Below are 19,260 nucleotides of genomic sequence, written 5' to 3'. Positions count from 1 at the left end.
ATAACTTTTCACAACACCACTTTTTACATTAAAATAGTCACAAACTTGTTGATAAGAACTGTGGTTTTTAGATGGTTAAGTAATAACTTAATCTTTTAGTTCCACATTGCAAAATATTAGGAAAACACATAGTGAGTAAATCTAGTTATCCCCGAGCCTTGCTCTTTGGACGCTGGTATCGAAATGATATTGATGAGCATGGCAATGAAACCGTTGAATATGCTCAACTTAGTAGCGATGGTAGTTTTGAGTTTACCTTTATAACACTTGATAAAAAAGGGAATGTTATTGAACAAATCACTGAGTTGGGTGATTGGGGACTCGTGGCAGACATTCATTTTACACTCACTAAGAATGAACTTATTAATGAAGAACTCTATGCTGCTGATTTAAATAATGATGATAATTATCAAGCATATAAGGTATTATCATTAGACCATCAGATATTCCATTACCAGCATAGGTTAACGAATGATGAATATATCATGAGACGGGTTGTTGATAACCCCGGTCATTGCTAGAATGTTCGACAAGAATTTACTGATTTATACCAATCGGACTCATTTATTGGTCACTTAGCGAGAATTAAAAGGCTTATTAGGCAAGGCATTGATTGAAGAGAATGGTTATTCCTTTGTCAAAATTAATAACGCCGCATATAAAGCTTTTAAACTCGCCCTTCGGGAGCGTATTAGCAAACTGATAACATCACAAAATTAATGAAATATAGAATAACTATGTTTACATTATTTTACTTGTTATAAGCTCGCTACTAACACTCTAAGTTGTACAATAAACGAATCCGTTTGGTATTACCCTATTGAAGTTAAATAAAAGAATTAGAGATAGTTAATGAAACGATTAAAAGCAGCAAGTTTAATGACCGCAATAAAAACTCCTTACACAGATAAAGGAGAGGTTTGTTTAAAAACTTATGATTTCTTGATAGAACAACAAATTTCTGCTGGTGTAGACGGCATAATTGTTGGCGGTACTACCGGTGAAGGGCATTTACTTAGCTGGGAAGAGCATTTAATGCTAATTGCTCATTGTGTAAATAACTTTGGTGATAAATTAATTATTGTTGGTAATACTGGCAGTAATAATACCCGCGAAGCAATAAAAGCCACTGAAAATGGGTTTGCTATGGGTATGGATGCCGCTCTACAAATTAATCCTTACTATGGTCGTACTTCAATTAGAGGTGTTAGCGAGCACTTTAAACGTGTTCTTGATATAGGCCCTGCCTTTATCTATAACGTGCCAGGAAGAACAGGACAAGATTTAACACCAGAAATTATCGAACCGTTATCAACGCATAAAAACTTTATTGGTGTGAAAGAATGTTCTGGTAACGATCGCATTGCCTATTATGAAAAACGAGGTATTTCTTGTTGGTCAGGTAACGATGATGAATGTTATGTAGGACGTCATGTGCACGGTTCTCATGGCGTTATTTCTGTTGCTTCTAATATCATTCCTGGTTTTATGCGCCAATTAATGGATAAAGATAATGTAGAAGAATCAGCTAAGCTTAATGATAAATTGCAGGGGTTAATGAAATGGCTATTTTGTGAGCCTAATCCTATTGCCATTAACACCGCCATGATCATGACTGATGCTGTTCCTAATAACTTCCGCTTACCTTACATCGCGCTTACGAAGGAGCAACGTGAGGTTGGTCTTGAATTATTAAAAGCGATAGAAACAAAAGACTTGGTTGGTGACAGCTTGTCTTTACTTGAAGACAGTGATTTTAACTACTGTATTTAGTCGCTATACCCTAGTAAGTTAGGTATACGTATAAAGTTAAAGCCTCAGTCATAACTGGGGCTTTAATGTTTCTGGCAATTCAAATAAACGTTTTTGTTCGATTAATGCTTTGTCATTTTCGGGCGAAATTTCGGTGGCTAGAGGGCAAACAAAGCGTAAGCTTACTGCGCACAATTGCAAATTACGCTGTTCATCTTTATCAGCTATTCCATGTAATCTATCTCCAACTACGGGCATTGCAATACTTGCAGCATGTAGTCGTATTTGATGCTTTCTGCCGCTATCAATTTTAACCTTAATTAATGATTGGTCTGTCATTTCATCATAGGCCAAACAAGTAAAAGTACTTCGTGCTTTTTTACCATCAACGTCACTATCAATAATGTCTGGTTGGGCTCTTTTGCGGTGATCACCATGGACAATAATTTGGTAATGCTTTTCAAGTTGATGATGCTCAAACATATGAGACAACGCCCTTGCTGCGCTTTTACTATGAGCAACAATAATTAAGCCAGTTGCCGCTCTATCTAATCGATGCACAATAAAGGCAGGGCGTTCGTTCGGTAAGTTTTGCTGAGCGAAACGAGCGATGGTGCAATGATCACTCCATTTAGAGCCTTGTGACAACATACCGTAGGGCTTATACCAGACACTGTAATCAATTAAATCGGCAATTAACAATGCTTGTGGAACAGGTGATGAGAGCACTTCACTATTAAAATAAAAGTGCAGTTCATCGCCTTTTACTAACTGCTTCTTAATGCGGCGTAGTCGCTGTGTTTGTTTTTTATTTTTAGCAGGCGTTAACCATAATGCGCCTTTAGTTATTGCCTGTTTTAGCTGCGCTTTTGACAAAGAAATATTTTGCTCATAACCATAGTTTTCTAATAATGCAATGGCAGTAGTATTAACTTGTTCGTCAATTTTAATATGCCATTCAAACTTTTCATGGTTTTGAGTCGGGTTTTGACCTTGGGTGTCTGAACACTTGTTATCTACGGGCATATTTCAAATGAGTAACGTGGGCTTTGCACTTATTTTACTAGGTTTATTCACTTAGCAAAGCTAAAATATCCAAATGAGGATAATAATCCTAAATAATATTAAATATAAATAAATGAGAATAACTATGACACGTGATTTAGCGCTTTACCCTGAAGATGAAATTGGCAATACCCTTTGGCAGATGCAAGAAAGTGGTGAAGATTTACTTAGTGAGCGTGAAATAGAATTCTCAATATTATTTCCCAATCAGGAGCTCGCGCTTAAGTTCGGCCAGTTATTATTAGAAAATAACCAAAAACTGTCTTTTACACCATCAGAAGCACATCCAGATTTACCCTGGGAAATTACCGCTTACCCACAAATGCCGGTGAGCTATGAAAATATTACCAGTTATCAAGAGTTGTTAGAATCAAGCGCTGCACCTTTAAAAGGGCAGTTTGATGGTGTTTACTTTGTTTAGAGTCAACGACTCTAAAGAGGTTAAAGCCACTACCTTTTCGTTTAGTAACTTTATTCAAGTTAAATAAATAGGTTGTTGGCTTCATTATGTATAAGTTTGGAAGGTTATGAATATAGATCTTAAACAGTTCGCAGCGTTACAAAAGGCGAGTAAAGAGTCATTCTTTGAGCAAAAAAAGTTGCTTAAGCAAGTCATGTCAGGAAGAACAGTCCCGTGTAGTACTTGCAAGCAACCATTAAAACTTTATACGCCAGAGCAAGGTGAACTTACTGGCATTCGTTGCGCAAAAGGTTGCACTGATATTGCGTTAGATTTTGCTTAGCTGAGTATCAGGCATTATAAAAAAGTTGCTATATCTTCCAAGCCCTTTTTAACTTGTGCATGAGCAGGTACGGTAGCATCATCGGCAGGATAGCCAGCAATGAGTAACATATAAACACGCTCATTATCGCCACGTTGGCAAACCTTATTTAAAAAAGACATCGGCTTAGGTGTATGCGTTAAAGTAGCTAAACCGGCATTATGCAGTGCGGTAATCAATACTCCAGTGGCGATACCCACTGATTCATGGACGTAATAATTAGTGTGTTTATCTTCTTCACATACGCCGCCCTTTTTTTGACTAAAAATAGCTATTAACCAAGGTGCATGCTCTAAATAAGGTTTATTAGCATCGGTACCTAAGTCTTTTAAAGCATCAAGCCATTCTTTACCTGCTCGGCCCTCATAAAAACCACGTTCGTGAAATTCTGCTTGCTCTCTGATCTGTTTTTTAATCTCTATAGAATTAACCGCAACAAAGTGCCAAGGTTGATGGTTAGCGCCACTAGGGGCTGTTCCAGCAGTTTTTAAGCAGTTCTCAATAACTTGTTTATCGACTGCTCTATCACTGAAGCTACGAATAGAATGACGGCGTTTAACCAGATCATAGAAACTTTGCGATCTACTTAGCATTTCAGCTTCTGGGTATTCAATGAAATCATCAAGGGGAGAGCAGTCATGTTGTTGCATACGTTAGATGGCCTTTATTGTTTTTATTTTATGAGTCCGATTGGTCTTAATCGCTTACGGTAACAATATTTTAGCCAGGAACAAAAGGCAATAAAAAACCGGAAATCTCTTATTAGAAATTTCCGGCTATATTTTATTGTTTATCTTGCAGCTAGTTAGTCCAAATCAAAGGAAAAAGCACGGAGCTGACGAATGTCAGTGAGTACTTTTGACAAATGATTTGGGCTTAATAGCAAAAAGATTAACCAATGAAAGCACGCGCGTTACGGAACATGCGCACCCAAGGTGAATCTTCACCCCAGCTATCTGGATGCCAAGAGTTAGCAACCGTTCTAAATACACGCTCAGGATGAGGCATCATAATAGTTACACGACCATCAGTGGTTGTTAATGAGGTTATACCATCAACAGAGCCATTCGGGTTAGCTGGGTAAGTTTCTGTAACGTCACCGTAGTTATTTACATAACGCATTGATACCGTACCTGAGTTGTTTGCAGCATCAATAGCAGCATCAGAGCTAAACTCGGCATGACCTTCACCGTGTGAAACAGCGATAGGCATACGTGAACCTTCCATGCCTTTAAACAACACTGAAGGACTCTCTTGAATTTCAACTAATGAGAAGCGTGCTTCAAAACGCTCAGATTTGTTTTGTACAAAGTGAGGCCAATGTTCTGAGCCTGGGATAATGTCTTTTAAGTTAGACAACATCTGACAACCGTTACAAACACCTAAGGTGAAAGTATCTTCACGCTCAAAGAATGTTTTAAACATAGTGCGTGCGTTAGCATTAAATAAGATTGATTTTGCCCAACCTTCACCAGCACCTAATACATCACCGTATGAGAAACCACCACAAGCTACTAAACCGTTAAAGTCTGCTAAATCAGCGCGGCCAGATAAAATGTCAGACATATGCACGTCGATTGCAACAAAGCCTGCTCTATCAAAAGCGGCTGCCATTTCAACATGTGAGTTAACACCTTGCTCACGTAAAATAGCAACACGTGGGTTAGTTATGTCGTTTGCAGAGTTTTCTGCATCTTTAACAGCATCTCTAATAATAAGGTCGGCAACAATATCTTCGTTGATATCAAAGGTTAATTCAGTGTTTAAACCTGGATCTTCAGTATCAAATTTAACATCATGCTCTTGCTGTGCACATTCTGGGTTATCACGAAGCGACTGCATTCTGTAAGTCGTTTGTGCCCAAACGGTACGATAATATGTACGAGAGTTTTCTAGAACCACTTCACCATCACGGCTAAAGCGAATAGTATCTTCGTTATTAAGGCGACCAATATCAGTACAGTTCTCTAAAATGCCGTGCTGAGCTAAAATAGCGTGAATGGCATCAACATCGCTTTCACGAATTTGAATTACACCACCAAGCTCTTCATTAAATAAAGTGGCTAAATCATCGTTTGCACCGTTTGATAACTTGCTGATGTCAATATCAACACCGGTATGACCAGCAAAAGCCATTTCAGTAACGGTAGTGAATAAACCACCATCAGAAATATCATGATAAGCAATAACCTTTTCAGCGCGAACAAGTGTTTGCATCGCATTGAAGAAACCTTTTAAGACTTCTGCATCGTCAACATCAGGAGTTTCACTACCAAGTTGTTTATAAACTTGTGCTAAACATGAACCACCTAAACGTTTTTTACCTTTTGACAAGTCGATAGCAACAAGGCGAGTGTCACCTTTATCAGTTCTTAGCTCAGGTGTAACTGTTTTACGGATATCTTCAACAACACCAAAAGCAGTAATAACTAAAGAAAGAGGAGAGGTTACAGATTTTTGTTCGCCATTTTCTTCCCATTGGGTTTTCATCGACATAGAGTCTTTACCCACTGGAATAGTTAAACCAAGGGCTGGACAAAGCTCTTCACCAATCGCTTTAACTGCTTCATAAAGACCAGCATCTTCGCCTGGGTGACCTGCTGGAGACATCCAGTTAGCTGAAAGCTTAATACGGTTTAAATCACCAATATCAGTACCAGCAATATTCGTTAGTGATTCAGCTACGGCTAAACGAGCAGAAGCGCCAAAGTTTAGTAAAGCAACGGGAGTACGTTCACCTAAAGACATTGCTTCGCCGTGGTATGAATCAAGTGCTGAGGCAGTGACACCACAGTCAGCAACAGGAACCTGCCAAGGACCAACCATTTGATCTCGATTAACCATACCGGTTACCGAGCGATCGCCAATGGTAATTAAGAACGTTTTTTCAGCTACGGTTGGTAAGCTTAAAATTCTGTCAGCAGCATCAGCTAATGTCACTGTACTAAGATCTAATGAATCACCAGCCGCCGTTGCTGTTTTAACGTCTTTATATATTTTAGGTGTTTTACCTAGTAATACGTCAAGAGGTAAATCAATTGGCGTATTTAATTTTTCATTGTCGCTAAAATGTGAATCAGTAACGGTTAAGTGTTCTTCTTCTGTAGCACGGCCAACAACTGAATAAGGCGCACGTTCACGTTGACATATTTGTTCAAAAGTTGCTAAATTTTTGTCAGATACCGCAATAACATAACGTTCTTGAGACTCGTTACACCAGATTTCATGAGGCGCCATGCTACGCTCGTCATTTGGTACGTTACGAAGTTCAAAAATACCACCACGGCCGCCATCAGCAACTAACTCAGGGAAAGCATTTGATAAACCGCCCGCGCCAACATCATGAATGAAAGCTATTGGGTTCTCTTCGCCTAGCTGCCAACATTTATCGATAACTTCTTGGCAACGACGTTCCATCTCAGGATTTTCACGTTGAACAGAAGCAAAATCTAAACTTTCAGCTGATTGACCAGATGCCATTGATGAAGCAGCACCGCCACCTAAACCAATGTTCATGGCAGGGCCACCTAAAGCAATAAGGTTAGCGCCAACGATGATTTCACGTTTTTGTACATGTTCATCACGAATGTTGCCTAAACCACCCGCAAGCATAATTGGTTTGTGGTAACCACGTACTTCTTTACCGTTAAACGAGTTAACTTCTTCTTCATAGGTACGGAAGTAACCTAAAATAGCAGGACGACCAAATTCATTGTTAAATGCTGCCCCGCCTAATGGGCCTTCAATCATGATATCAAAAGCAGTAACAATACGGCTTGGTTTGCCAAAATCAGTTTCCCAAGGTTGTACAAAGTCAGGAATACGTAAGTTAGATACAGAAAAGCCTACTAAACCAGCTTTAGGTTTTGAACCAATACCGGTTGCGCCTTCATCACGAATCTCACCACCGGAGCCTGTTGCAGCACCTGGGTAAGGTGAAATTGCCGTTGGATGGTTATGGGTTTCAACCTTCATTAATATTTGAATGTCTTCATGGTTATAACCATAAACATTTGTTTCAGGATTAGGGAAGAAACGACCACCCTTATTGCCAACCATTACTGCAGCATTATCTTTGTAAGCACTAAGAACATAATCAGGATTGATTTCATGAGTATTACGGATCATTTTAAACAAAGATTTTTCTTGTTTAACGCCGTCAATAGTCCATTCTGCGTTGAAAATTTTATGGCGACAGTGCTCAGAGTTTGCTTGTGCAAACATATAAAGCTCAATGTCGTGAGGGTTGCGACCTAATTTGGTGAAGTTTTCGAATAAATAATTAACTTCGTCTTCTGCTAAGGCGAGACCTAATTCAATATTGGCTTGAACTAACGCATTTTTTCCGCCGCTTTCAATATCAATTGCCGTTAGCTCGCCTGGTTCACTGCTTGCGAATAAGGTGCTTGCCTGGGCGAAGTCATTAAAAATACTTTCCATCATACGGTCGTGTAATAGCGTGTTTAACTGTGCTTCTTGACTGGTGCTTAATTGTGCATCATTTTCTAATGTCACGTAATAAGCAATACCACGCTCTAAACGCTCCACTTTAGCTAAACCACAATTGTGCGCTATATCGGTAGATTTTGATGACCAAGGAGAAATAGTGCCTGGACGAGGAGTCACTAATAAAAACAAACCAGCAGGTTGATGTTCTTCAATTGTTGGGCCGTAAGTAAGTAATTGCTGTAAAACTTTCTCTTCACTTGTGCTTAATTCTTCATTAAGTTTAGTGAAATGGGCAAATTCAGCATAAATATCATTTACTGGCAGTTGTAACTGTTCACATTGAGCTAATAGTTTTTTAACTCTGAAGTCAGATAGTGCTGGAGCGCCACGAAGGTTTTTAATCAACATCGTCATAGGGTAATCACCAAGTTTTATGTAAGGTTTGGATTGGCTTCTATATGCTAAATTTGCATAGTAAATGCTAATCGAAAATTTCGCGCGTATTATAGTTGAAAATAAGGCTTTTGTTAACGGAAAAAGTCAAGTAATAACTTAACACTAGTGTCAGGTAAAAAGTACTTGGCTAATAGAACAATACACGACACAATTGAGACCATGACTAAATATTTATCTTTTTCAATAAAAACTAAGCTCACTAGTAAGTTAGTGACTAAGTTTACCTCGTTGCTCTTGGTTATTTTCACCACAGTACTATTAAGTGCTTGTGATAAAGAAAATGATTCTTCAAGTTTATCTCGAATTTTGGCTAGAGGTTATATCAATGTAGGCACAATTTTTGGCCCAACAAATTATTACACTACAGCTAATGGCTTTGCTGGTTTTGAATATGAGTTAGCAAAACAGTATGCAGATTCACTTAATGTTGAATTACGCATTGTCCCAACGTATAGCCTTGATGAACTTTTTATTAAATTAAATACCGGAGAGGTAGATTTACTTGCTTCGGGATTATCAATTACGGATAAACGCTTACAACGTTTTAGGTTTGCGCCTAGCTATGAAACCATTAGTCAAAAGTTAGTGTTTAAACAAGGCAATGTTAGACCTAGGAAAGTGGCTGATTTAACAGGTACGCTGATGGTTACTTCAGGGTCAAGTTACGTAGAAAATCTTGAAAAGTTAAAACAAACAAATAGCGAATTAGCTTGGCAAGAATCAACGGAGTTTGATAGTGAAGAACTACTGAGAAAGGTTTTAAGCGGCGAGATAGATTATACCATTATTGATAGTAATAATTTAGCGATTAACCGTCGTTATTACCCTGAGATAAGTATTGGCTTTAGTATTAATGAACCTGAGCCGTTAGCTTGGATGGTAAGTGAAAATAGCCACGATGATATCTTAGCAAGCTTGGTTGAGTTTTTTGGCACCGTTCATCACGATGGCACTTTGCTGGCGCTGGATGATAAATACTATGGTCATATTGAACAGTTTAATTATGTGGAAACGAGAACCTTTATTAAAGCGGTGGCTGGAACCTTACCTGAGTATCAACCGCTGTTTGAGAAGTATGCGCAAGAGCTCGATTGGCGTTTATTAGCCGCTATTAGCTATCAAGAGTCACACTGGAACCCAACAGCACGTTCATACACGGGAGTTCGCGGTATGATGATGTTGACATTAGCAACAGCGAAACAAATGGGTATAAAAAGCCGTTTAGACACTGAGCAAAGCATTCAAGGGGGGGCAAAGTACTTTAAACGTATGATTGCCATGATGCCTGATAGAATTCCGACGCCAGATCGAATTTGGTTTGCGCTAGCTTCTTATAATATTGGTTTTGGTCACTTAAATGATGCGAGAATTATCACCCAACGCCAAGGTGGTGATCCAGACCGTTGGGTTGAAGTGAAAAGTCGATTGCCATTATTACAACAGAAAAAATATTACAAGAACACTAAACACGGTTATGCTCGCGGTGAGGAGCCAGTTCAATACGTCGATAATATTCGTCGATATTACGATACCTTAAGTTGGCTAGATGAAAAAGCCAAAGAGCAAGCAATTGCATTACAGCTAGCACAAGAGAAGTCACAAGCTTTATTATTAAATGACATTGTAAATGACTCAGTCAATGAATCGACTTCAGAGGAAAATGCTACTGAAAGTATTTTAAAAGAGGAAGAGGTAACAGCTGAAACGGCTCAATAAATCGCAGTTTCCCTGCTATACTTTTCATTGTCGATGTCATAAAACTGTCATGATAGCAGGCTATAGTTATCTGACTATTTAACAGCCAATTGGAAATAATTAACATGAAAAGACCATTAAAAAGTAATCAACGTAGAAAACAGTTAAACCGCCAGCATCATAAAATGATCTCACGTAGACAGTCTCATTTTAACCAAGCAATAACTGAATTACATGAATCACCAGTCAGTAACCCAGCAAACTAGAGAAAAACTTAAAGCAAAGAGTACTTAATCAACCTTAGTTGATAGCTATTCCATCAGATGGAATTAGCTAAAGCTTGTGGTAGGTATTTATCAATATTGATTTTTCGCCAGATTGAATATCATCGCTATTTAAACACCTGATAAGTAAAACATCTTCGAACAACTGCCTTTATTATTGATGACATCATCACCACTTAGGTTAAATAAACCAAATAAATGCCTAATTAATCTATATTCAATTGTTCAAATAGATCAAACCTACCGTGAGATTATCTCTACTATTTTGGGCTATAGCTTGCTCAACCATATCATCACATACGTTTTTTTCAGTAGAGAATTCAGATAAGTAGTGATTGATTTCTCGATCAGTTAAATAATCGTGTAAGCCATCGGTCGAAAGCATAATAGTATCACCACTCTCTATCGCAATAGTTGCAGTATCGACAGATATTTTTTCTCGAACACCTATTGCTTGTGAAAGTAAGTTTTTAGTCTTAGCACTCTTTGCTGTTTCAGCGCTGATCGCACCTTTATTGACTAATTCTTGTAGCATGGAGTGATCAATGGTTTCTTGTACTAAGTTTTTATTTTTTAATGTGTATGCTCGAGAGTCACCAACCCAACCAAGGTGGCATTTATTATTTTCGATAACCATTAATACGCCTGTCGTCCCCATTCCTTGCTGCCCTACTGTGTTTTTGGCTTGCTTAAAAATACTCAAGTTAGCGGCATTAAGTTGCTCTGTAATCCATGTCAGCCAATTAGCTTGTTTAGTTATGGATACTTTACCCCAGGCATATTTGATATGGTCGACTAACATGGCGCTAGCAATTTCACCGGCATTGTGGCCGCCCATACCGTCAGCAATTAGCATCCAAACAACATCTAGCTCTTTATGAATGCCGTAACTAATAGCATCTTCGTTATTGTCTCGAATCGAGCCCTGATGACAAAGGGATTTAATGTGATAATTCATAGGGGTTAACTGTTTACCTTTACCTTATTATGCAAGCGTGGATGTTTAATCTATTCGTAAGCAAGTTAGTTTGCTGTGATCTTAAAATCACGTTTAAGTGCATTGGTTAATGCCAATTTAAATTCTGACATTGATTGGAAACGCTTATCAATATCTTTATGCATGGCTTTACTACAAATACGCATCGCACTTGTTGGCAAATTAGTATTGCGTTGATTAACGGCAATAGCCTTCGCTTTAGTTATTTGATAGGCCACCGTTGCTATGGACTCTCCTTCAAAAGGTAAGTGGCCACAAAGCAATTGATAAAAAGTCACGCCTAAGCTGAAAATGTCGCTGCGACCATCCACTTTTAAGCCTAATATTTGTTCTGGAGACATATAATAGGGGCTACCCATAATGATACCTGTTCGGGTATTACTGTTATCACTGACATAAGCTATTCCAAAATCAGTAACCGTAACTTTGAGCAAATCGTCATCATAAATAATATTAGCGGGTTTGATATCACGGTGAACAACATTTTGATTATGGGCATATTCTAGCGCATCAGTTATCTGAATCAATAACTGATAAACCAATGGCGTAGGGAGTATTTTGTCCGCTTGGGTAAATAATGATAATGGCGCGCCTGTGAGTAAATCCATAGCGATGTAACCTAGGTGATTATCTTCACCTACGTCATAAATCGTGACTATATTGGCATGGCTTAAACCACCTGCTGTTTGCGCTTCTCTGAAGAAACGCGCTTTAGCTTCACCAAATTCAGGCGAATCAATGTCATCACTTAATTGTAATGTTTTTATAGCTACATGACGGTTGATTTTAGGATCAACGCCTTGATAAACGATGCCCATCGCACCTTTTCCTAAAACCCCTTCGACTTGGTAGCGGCCAAAATTTTCAACCCTAGTTTGATGAGTTGTCGAGATAGTATTTGTTACTGGGTTATCAACGATAACTAATGTTTGTTTAATATCATTCCCAGATACGGGTGAAGGTTTATTTATCGGTGGAAATTGATTATGACTCGCTGCATTGGTATTTTCTTCTGGTAAAAAGCTGCTGTGTTTTACTTGAGGAGATTTCACTCGTTTGTTAGTTAGTAGGCTTTTTAGCTTAGCTCTTATCTTGGACTTCACTTTGGACTCAACAGTGGAATTAGGCGGTACTAAAAATTCGTTAGTCTCTTTATAAGGCGTTTTTTGGGAATTAAGTGCAGCTAAAAATAGCTTATATTCTTTTTGATAAGCAAGAAGTAATAGCCATGTCCCCATTATCGAGATTATTATCGGGGGAACTTCAAGCCATTGTCCTTGATTGAAAAAGACATATTGTAAAATGAAAAGCAATACGACGTAACTAAGTACACTGATCGATTGCTGCTTTAAGGATAATTGACCTATGAACCAGGTTAGGGAAATGCCTAGTAGCAAGAGCAGCCAAGCAAATAAAATAATAACCAGACTCTGATAAACATAATCTTCTTGAAGCAATTTACCAAGTAATGTTTTGAGTACTTTATCCTGAGAGTAGTTATTATCGGTAATGAAGATGACTTTGTAGTTAGGCCTAGAGTTAGTGTTAGCGCTTGAAGAGTATTGTTGAATAAACTGGCTTACAGAGCTTAACTTAGGTAAAACAGTCTCCGATCTTTCTTGACGTTCTTGATTTATTTGATTAACCCTGGGTAAGTTCTCTGAAATAAATACCTCACCAAAAAAACCCAAAGGATATTTTTTAGGAGCTAAAGTATTCACCTGCGTGAGTAAACTCAATTGCCAATCTTGTTTGATGGATAGTTCGGTATTTGAACTTAGCTGTTTTATTATTTCGCCTGGTAAAGTGAGATATAACATCCCATCTTTTCGCCATATCAACGGAAAAGTTTGTCGTTTACTTTGCAAGAAAGGTGAAAAAATAAAGTACTTTGAACTCAACAATTCAGTGTCAATTTTTGACGAAAAGCGAAACCAATTAAGTAATGGTGAAAAATGCATTGTTGCCTGAGACTTTAATGGTGATGCAGAGCTAACTTGGCTTGAGCCAATAACAATCTTACTGTTACGGGGTTTTGAGGATAGGTAAGCCTCAAGTTTATTCATAAAACTGCTTGATTGTTGACCTAACAGGGTTATCTGACTATTGGGGTAATACGACAAAAGAGTTGTTACTGATTTTATATCTTGTCCATTGAACTCGGAATGTAACGTTAAAATGTCATTAGCATTTAAGGTCGGTTTTTTATCTGATAAAACAGGAGATGATTCAAGTTGGCTTAGCCATTGAATATTTAATAGATTTATCTGGTTTAGGCCGCCGATAGAAGCATACCAAAAGGAAAATCCCCAGAATAATAAAAGTAGATAAAACCAACCCGTATGATAGATGGGCAGAAAACGTTTGATCATGTGTAGTGATAACCTTTAGCTATTTCTTAGTATTATTATTATTTTGCTGTTGTTATGCCTCTATTAATACCTGAAAGCGTGTGGCATATCAAATTTTAGCTGACAAGTTAGCAAAATGGCTCATTAACATTACAATGTAATTTATTGAGATTACAGCGAGCTATCTTTAGCGGCTTTTTTGGCTAGTTTTTTTTCTTTTCTACGTCGTTTAAAAAATGCAGATAACAACTGGCTGCACTCTTCTTCTAGGATATTTGAGCATACTTCTAATTGGTGATTTAACTGTGGGTTATTTACTAAATTAAAAGCACTGCCTGCGGCACCTGTTTTCAGATCGCTACAAGCATAAACTAAGCGATTGATTCGACTATGCACTAACAGACCAGCACACATAGGGCAGGGCTCGAGAGTTACGTACAAAGTGCAGTCAAGCAAGCGATAGTTATTAAGAAACTCTCCTGCCTGTCTGATGGCATTCATTTCAGCATGACTTGATGGGTCGTTAAGCATGATTGATTGGTTAAAACCTTCACCGATGATTTTACCTTGATGCACTACCACGGCGCCAACAGGAATTTCATCATGTTGCTCAGCTTGTTGCGCTAGTTCAAAGGCCCTTCGCATAAACGTTAAATCAAGTCGCTCTTGGTCTTCTATACTTTGCGTCAATGGTGAGTGTACTGAGGATTGCTCTGTCACAAGAATATCTCCAGTAAATCATTTAAATATCGTTGTCCTAGCTGAGTTACCAGCCAATATTCTTCATTGTCTATCACTTCACAGGTCATGAGGTTTTTTTGTTGAGCTTCTTTAAGCAAAGGTAATACTACCTTTATATTAAGCCCTGTGCTTGTTTGGAACTGCTCAATGCTAAAAGCGCTGTGCAGTCTTAGCTGATTCATCATGAACTCAAAAGGACGTTCACTTTCATCAACTTCAGATAATTTATCTAAGAAATCACGATTATCATCTAAATAGCCTTTAGGGTGTTTTACTTTAATGGTACGCATTATTTTCTGGCTTCGACTATCAGTGATTTTTCCATGGGCACCACAGCCAATGCCAAGGTAATCACCATATTGCCAATAATTTAAATTATGCTGACATTGATAGCCTAGCTTAGCGTATGCAGAAATCTCATACTGCTGATAACCCGCTTCATTGAGTAACTTAACGCCCTGGTCCTGAATCTCCCATAAAATATCATCAACAGGTAACTTAGGCGGTTTAGAGTGAAAAATAGTATTGGGTTCAATCGTTAATTGATACCAAGAAATATGATTCGGATTTAGGCTGATAGCCGTTTTTAGATCATCAAGGGCATTATCTAACGATTGATTGGGTAAGCCATGCATTAGATCTAAATTAAAACTGCTGACACCACTTTCTGTAGCCAATTTTGCTGCTATTTTAGCTTGGTTACTATCATGAATACGGCCAAGCTTAATTAATTTATCAGAGGCAAAGCTCTGTACGCCGATAGAGAGTCTATTAACACCGGCCTTGAAAAAGCCTATAAATTTATCTGCTTCAACAGTGCCAGGATTTGCTTCTAAAGTGATTTCTATATCTGCTTTATGGTCAAAACGATTGAGTACTTGTTCTAGCAAGTCTTTAATAGACGCAGCAGAAAATAAACTCGGCGTACCACCACCAATGAATATCGAATGTAAGGAGCGAGTGCTTAACCCAAAACGTGCAATATCTGCGTCTAAATCTCTGATCAGCGCTGCGACATAATCTTGCTCAGGGATAGCACTTTTAACGGCATGTGAATTAAAGTCACAATAAGGGCATTTTTCCACACACCATGGAATATGAATATAAAGTGATAAGGGCTGATTTTCTAACAGTTCTAACATAAGTAAAGGACTCGAACTTACTTTGATGAGGTAGCTAGCGCTAGTTTTTCAACTAACTTAGCTAATGCTTGACCACGGTGACTTAGTTTATTTTTCACTTCGCGTGATAGCTGCGCGGAAGACATTTGTAAATCGTGTTGCCAAAAAACAGGATCATAGCCAAAGCCTTGCTCACCTTGCTTAGTTCTAGAGATAGTTCCTTCCCATATACCATGACAGATAAGTGGTGTTGGGTCATTCTCATGTTTCATATAAACCAAAACACAGTGGAAACGCGCAGTGCGTAATTCGTCGGGAGTAGTGGCTAACGCAGTTAAGAGTTTGTTGGTATTGTCATCATCAGTGACCTCACCTTCAGTGATATCTGCCGCGTATCTAGCCGAATAAACACCAGGAGCACCATTTAGTGCATCAACTTCCAAACCAGAATCATCAGCAATAGCGGGTAAACCAGTGATCTTTGCTGCATGGCGCGCTTTAATAATGGCATTTTCTACAAAGGTGCTGCCAGTTTCGGCAACTTCAGGAACATCAAACTCACTCTGCGGTACTATTTCTATTGATTGCTCAGCCAGTAAATGGGCTAATTCTTTAACTTTACCTTGATTTCCTGTGGCTAATACAACTTTTGACATGATGGGTACCTGTGGCTATTTTGAGTTTTATTGATGGGGCTTATACCAATTTAATAAACTTGGTATTAATCGCGCTATTCTATCCTAGAATTGGATGTTTCGCTAAAGTTAACAGCAAAAAAAAGAGCTTTTAAAAGCTCTTTTAATCTGAATATATGTTAATAATTAAACTATGTCAGACTATTAATCCACGTAGAAAGTTTGCGAGAATTTTAATTGCTGTTTTTCTTTGCCATCATTAATCATGATATCAAAATGAATTGTCTCTTCATTGCTATAGTTAACCTGTGCAAGGTAATAAATAGCGCCACCTTCTTTGACTTCTTTAAACGCTAAATCTTTAAATTGGCCTAGATTGTTTTTGGCTTTACCCGTAATACTAACCGTTTTCGATGGTGTGTTTTTCTGGGTATTATCTAATACTGAAATATTGATTAAACCATTATATCGACTACGCGTAATGCCATAGACTTTAGCTATTTCAGGCGTAAAAAAAGTTGAACCAATAGCCATATAATGCACATTCATATTGCCTAGTTTTTTCATGTTTTCAGCACTAACATTGCTCATCAAAAACAAGCTAAGGCTAAAGGCAATAAGTAATTTGATGATTGACGTTTTCATGTGGTGCTCCAAAGAAATATAGAGGAATCGGTACTGTTCTATTACATATCTTTAGTATAGAACAGACCAAAAAAAATACTATTGTTTTACAACGCACCCCAGTAAGGTAATGAGTTTGAAAGTAAGATATTGATGACATTCATCAGCAAAAAGGCCAGCAACATTGATAAATCTAAACCACCCATATTTGGTATTATTTTGCGAATAGGATTTAAAAAAGGTTCAGTCAATTGGCTAAGCACCATTAACGTTGAATTATAACCTTGAACAACCCAACTCATGATCGCCATAATAATCATGATAACAAAAAGTAGAAATCCAGCTTGTTTTAATAACACTAATAAACCGATATAAAAAGCTAACACCCCTAAACTCTCACCGGATAAAGCGGCGAGGGAAACAAACTTCAGCGTTGCTACTACATAAGCAATGAGTATTGTTGCTAAGTCAAAACCACCTAAGCCTGGAATAACTCGACGCAGTGGTATCACTAATGGATTACTTACTTTGACAATAAACTGACTTAATGGATTATAAAAGTCAGCTTTAACCCATTGTAGCCATACACGCATGATTAAAATCATTAACAAGGCGTCGAAGGCGAATCTAAGCAAATAAATAATTGCTTCCATTTTTTTTCCTCTACTTAATTTTGGTTACTTTGAATTCGTTAGAATTAGTTTAATACGTTTTTATTTAGCCATTTCTACAGCACGAGCAATTGCAGCATTCATGGCATTTTTAACTATTTCTTCTATACCATCAGCCTTAAAACGTTCTATTGCGGCATGTGTTGTACCGCCTTTTGAGGTGACATTAGCGCGCAACTCACTGATAGGGGCGCTGTTGTGAGCGACCATTTGGGCAGCACCAAGCGCGGTCTGTTGCACTAGCATACGGCTTTCTTCTGCAGAAAAACCATACTGCTTTGCTTGCTGTTCCATCGCTTCCATAAATAAGAAATAGTAGGCTGGAGCAGAACCAGCAACAGCGATAATATTATTAATCTTATCTTCTGTGTCGAGCCAAATACTTTTGCCAACCGCGTTAGTAATTTTTTCTGCATTAGCCTTTTGCTCTACCGCCACTTCTTTTGAAGCAAATAGACCACTCATGCCTAAACCAAGTTGAGAAGGGGTATTTGGCATGACACGGACTACAGGAGCAAGGTTTAAAGTGTCGTCTTTTGATAACGCTGATTGAATTTGTGCAACGGTAGTACCTGCGGCAACAGAAATGAATAGTTTTCCTGCTATATCGATTGCTTGGCTTATTTGAAAACAAACATCAGTGATAAAGTGTGGTTTAACACAAAGCACAATAACATCGGCGAACTCACTGGCTTTGATATTATCGTTTGTTTGTAACACTCCAAACTCTGTCGCTAAATTGAGTCTCTTAGTTTCAGAAGGGTTGGCTACTATAATGTCTTGGGGAGTGATACCAGAATTAACTAAACCAATAATTATGGCACGTGCCATATTGCCGGCACCTATAAAGGCTATTTTATTCATAAAAGGGATTCCTAAACGATTAATGGTTAAATTTTATTTTCTCTGGCGCCAAAAATGGCGGTGCCAATTCTCACCATGGTTGAACCGTGGGCTACAGCGTTATCTAAATCATTAGACATGCCAAGAGAGAGAGTATCAACGCTGGGATATTGCTTTTTAAGTTGGGTAAACAATTGCTGCATTTGCTCATAACAGGCTTTAGGGGCATTTTTTTCAGGAACAGCCATTAAGCCTCTTAGGGTGAGTTTATCACAACTATCAACAATTTTAGCAAGAGAAAAAACCTGCTCAATACTTATACCTGACTTTGACTCTTCATTGCTAATATTGACTTGTAAACAAATGTTTAGCGGAGTATCGTGACAATTATCATCCGTGAGATGTTGATTAAGACGCAAGGCTATTTTTTCTCTGTCAACACTATGAACCCAAGAGAAGTTACTGGCAATTTGTTTTGTTTTATTTGATTGGATAGGACCAATAAAGTGCCAAACTATCTCAGGTAAATTTGCTAACTCTGCTATTTTCTCTACTGCTTCTTGCAGGTAGTTTTCACCAAAATCGTGTTGACCAGCCAGGTACGCTTGTTCAACAAGTGAAGTTGGCTTAGTTTTACTCACGGCTAGTAGCGATACTGGAGATGATTGTTTTGATAATTCTGCAAGGGGAGTTAATCGACCACTTTGTTGACAAGCTTGCTGAATTTGCGCTTTAACTTTATTAAGATTATCTTTTACATTTATCATATTAAATATTGAGCTATGTTAACTTAT

The 19,260-nt window shown here is 38.1% G+C and carries 18 protein-coding genes; 6 read left to right on the top strand and 12 right to left on the bottom strand.

Translation table 11 applies throughout. The annotated features are described in order from the left end of the window. Positions 1-131 precede the first annotated feature (131 nt). Positions 132-521 carry a hypothetical protein gene (locus tag CPS_RS16470; RefSeq protein WP_011044435.1) on the top strand — a complete coding sequence of 130 codons (390 nt, stop codon included), beginning with the start codon at positions 132-134 and terminating at the stop codon, positions 519-521. 331 nt (positions 522-852) lie between these two features. Beyond that, positions 853-1,773 (top strand): 4-hydroxy-tetrahydrodipicolinate synthase, encoded by a 921-nt coding sequence (dapA, locus tag CPS_RS16465; RefSeq protein ID WP_011044434.1) that lies wholly within the window; start codon positions 853-855, stop codon positions 1,771-1,773. Positions 1,774-1,821: 48 nt separating this feature from the next. Here dapA and CPS_RS16460 read toward each other — a convergent pair whose 3' ends face one another. After that, entirely contained in the window at positions 1,822-2,778 is a 957-nt protein-coding gene (locus CPS_RS16460; RefSeq protein ID WP_011044433.1) for a pseudouridine synthase family protein, read from the bottom strand. Positions 2,779-2,902: 124 nt separating this feature from the next. Here CPS_RS16460 and CPS_RS16455 point away from each other — a divergent pair, with 124 nt between their 5' ends. Together CPS_RS16455 and CPS_RS16450 are read left to right on the top strand one after the other, a co-directional pair. Further along, complete coding sequence (locus tag CPS_RS16455) at positions 2,903-3,238, top strand: ribonuclease E inhibitor RraB (RefSeq protein ID WP_011044432.1); 336 nt, start codon at positions 2,903-2,905, stop codon at positions 3,236-3,238. A 106-nt stretch (positions 3,239-3,344) separates the two neighbouring features. Further along, positions 3,345-3,560, top strand: a complete 216-nt coding sequence (locus CPS_RS16450; RefSeq protein WP_011044431.1) for a hypothetical protein — start codon at positions 3,345-3,347, stop codon at positions 3,558-3,560. A gap of 14 nt (positions 3,561-3,574) precedes the next feature. Here the strand turns inward: CPS_RS16450 and CPS_RS16445 are convergent, their stop codons facing one another. Together CPS_RS16445 and purL are read right to left on the bottom strand one after the other, a co-directional pair. Beyond that, positions 3,575-4,249 (bottom strand): nitroreductase family protein, encoded by a 675-nt coding sequence (locus CPS_RS16445; RefSeq protein ID WP_041737105.1) that lies wholly within the window; start codon positions 4,247-4,249, stop codon positions 3,575-3,577. A gap of 241 nt (positions 4,250-4,490) precedes the next feature. Further along, a complete protein-coding gene (purL, locus tag CPS_RS16440) occupies positions 4,491-8,462 on the bottom strand; it encodes a phosphoribosylformylglycinamidine synthase (protein WP_011044429.1) in 3,972 nt (1,323 codons plus the stop codon). A 201-nt stretch (positions 8,463-8,663) separates the two neighbouring features. On the opposite strand from purL, the gene mltF reads away from it, so the two are divergent. Together mltF and CPS_RS23950 are read left to right on the top strand one after the other, a co-directional pair. Further along, on the top strand, positions 8,664-10,220 hold the full coding sequence (mltF, locus tag CPS_RS16435) for a membrane-bound lytic murein transglycosylase MltF (protein ID WP_011044428.1): 1,557 nt from the start codon (positions 8,664-8,666) through the stop codon (positions 10,218-10,220). 104 nt (positions 10,221-10,324) lie between these two features. Then, positions 10,325-10,465: a hypothetical protein gene (locus tag CPS_RS23950; RefSeq protein ID WP_187148278.1), complete on the top strand. Its 141-nt coding sequence runs from the start codon at positions 10,325-10,327 to the stop codon at positions 10,463-10,465. 235 nt (positions 10,466-10,700) lie between these two features. Here the strand turns inward: CPS_RS23950 and CPS_RS16430 are convergent, their stop codons facing one another. The 9 genes from CPS_RS16430 to CPS_RS16390 form a co-directional block, all read right to left on the bottom strand. Beyond that, the gene (locus CPS_RS16430; RefSeq protein WP_011044425.1) at positions 10,701-11,441 is read right to left on the bottom strand and encodes a PP2C family protein-serine/threonine phosphatase; all 741 of its coding nucleotides are present in this window, start codon (positions 11,439-11,441) and stop codon (positions 10,701-10,703) included. Positions 11,442-11,506: 65 nt separating this feature from the next. Next, a complete protein-coding gene (locus tag CPS_RS22975; RefSeq protein ID WP_011044424.1) occupies positions 11,507-13,852 on the bottom strand; it encodes a serine/threonine-protein kinase in 2,346 nt (781 codons plus the stop codon). Positions 13,853-14,002: 150 nt separating this feature from the next. Continuing rightward, positions 14,003-14,551, bottom strand: a complete 549-nt coding sequence (tadA, locus tag CPS_RS16420; protein WP_011044423.1) for a tRNA adenosine(34) deaminase TadA — start codon at positions 14,549-14,551, stop codon at positions 14,003-14,005. After that, complete coding sequence (gene hemW / locus CPS_RS16415; RefSeq protein ID WP_011044422.1) at positions 14,548-15,714, bottom strand: radical SAM family heme chaperone HemW; 1,167 nt, start codon at positions 15,712-15,714, stop codon at positions 14,548-14,550. The genes tadA and hemW overlap by 4 nt, the downstream gene beginning before the upstream one ends. Before the next feature lie 17 nt (positions 15,715-15,731). Beyond that, complete coding sequence (gene rdgB, locus CPS_RS16410) at positions 15,732-16,352, bottom strand: RdgB/HAM1 family non-canonical purine NTP pyrophosphatase (RefSeq protein ID WP_198560075.1); 621 nt, start codon at positions 16,350-16,352, stop codon at positions 15,732-15,734. A 180-nt stretch (positions 16,353-16,532) separates the two neighbouring features. After that, entirely contained in the window at positions 16,533-16,973 is a 441-nt protein-coding gene (locus tag CPS_RS16405; protein WP_011044420.1) for a DUF4426 domain-containing protein, read from the bottom strand. Between the two features lie 86 nt (positions 16,974-17,059). After that, a complete protein-coding gene (locus tag CPS_RS16400) occupies positions 17,060-17,605 on the bottom strand; it encodes a YggT family protein (RefSeq protein WP_011044419.1) in 546 nt (181 codons plus the stop codon). A gap of 60 nt (positions 17,606-17,665) precedes the next feature. Beyond that, a complete protein-coding gene (proC, locus tag CPS_RS16395) occupies positions 17,666-18,487 on the bottom strand; it encodes a pyrroline-5-carboxylate reductase (RefSeq protein WP_011044418.1) in 822 nt (273 codons plus the stop codon). A 26-nt stretch (positions 18,488-18,513) separates the two neighbouring features. Further along, positions 18,514-19,233 carry a YggS family pyridoxal phosphate-dependent enzyme gene (locus tag CPS_RS16390; protein WP_011044417.1) on the bottom strand — a complete coding sequence of 240 codons (720 nt, stop codon included), beginning with the start codon at positions 19,231-19,233 and terminating at the stop codon, positions 18,514-18,516. Positions 19,234-19,260: the final 27 nt, after the last annotated feature.

The sequence above is a fragment of the Colwellia psychrerythraea 34H genome (assembly GCF_000012325.1).
GTDB lineage: Bacteria > Pseudomonadota > Gammaproteobacteria > Enterobacterales > Alteromonadaceae > Colwellia > Colwellia psychrerythraea_A.
Note: the sequence above shows the minus strand (reverse complement) of the source record. Positions and strands in the feature narration are given on the sequence as shown.

Bases quoted from the DNA above. Each gene is read 5' to 3' on its own strand.
- CPS_RS22975 (WP_011044424.1), bottom strand. From the start codon at position 13,852: ATGATCAAACGTTTTCTGCCCATCTATCATACGGGTTGGTTTTATCTA.
- CPS_RS16445 (WP_041737105.1), bottom strand. From the start codon at position 4,249: ATGCAACAACATGACTGCTCTCCCCTTGATGATTTCATTGAATACCCA.
- CPS_RS16450 (WP_011044431.1), top strand. From the start codon at position 3,345: ATGAATATAGATCTTAAACAGTTCGCAGCGTTACAAAAGGCGAGTAAA.
- dapA (WP_011044434.1), top strand. From the start codon at position 853: ATGAAACGATTAAAAGCAGCAAGTTTAATGACCGCAATAAAAACTCCT.
- CPS_RS16390 (WP_011044417.1), bottom strand. From the start codon at position 19,233: ATGATAAATGTAAAAGATAATCTTAATAAAGTTAAAGCGCAAATTCAG.
- CPS_RS23950 (WP_187148278.1), top strand. From the start codon at position 10,325: ATGAAAAGACCATTAAAAAGTAATCAACGTAGAAAACAGTTAAACCGC.
- CPS_RS16460 (WP_011044433.1), bottom strand. From the start codon at position 2,778: ATGCCCGTAGATAACAAGTGTTCAGACACCCAAGGTCAAAACCCGACT.
- CPS_RS16400 (WP_011044419.1), bottom strand. From the start codon at position 17,605: ATGGAAGCAATTATTTATTTGCTTAGATTCGCCTTCGACGCCTTGTTA.
- mltF (WP_011044428.1), top strand. From the start codon at position 8,664: ATGACTAAATATTTATCTTTTTCAATAAAAACTAAGCTCACTAGTAAG.
- hemW (WP_011044422.1), bottom strand. From the start codon at position 15,714: ATGTTAGAACTGTTAGAAAATCAGCCCTTATCACTTTATATTCATATT.
- proC (WP_011044418.1), bottom strand. From the start codon at position 18,487: ATGAATAAAATAGCCTTTATAGGTGCCGGCAATATGGCACGTGCCATA.
- purL (WP_011044429.1), bottom strand. From the start codon at position 8,462: ATGACGATGTTGATTAAAAACCTTCGTGGCGCTCCAGCACTATCTGAC.
- CPS_RS16455 (WP_011044432.1), top strand. From the start codon at position 2,903: ATGACACGTGATTTAGCGCTTTACCCTGAAGATGAAATTGGCAATACC.
- CPS_RS16430 (WP_011044425.1), bottom strand. From the start codon at position 11,441: ATGAATTATCACATTAAATCCCTTTGTCATCAGGGCTCGATTCGAGAC.
- CPS_RS16405 (WP_011044420.1), bottom strand. From the start codon at position 16,973: ATGAAAACGTCAATCATCAAATTACTTATTGCCTTTAGCCTTAGCTTG.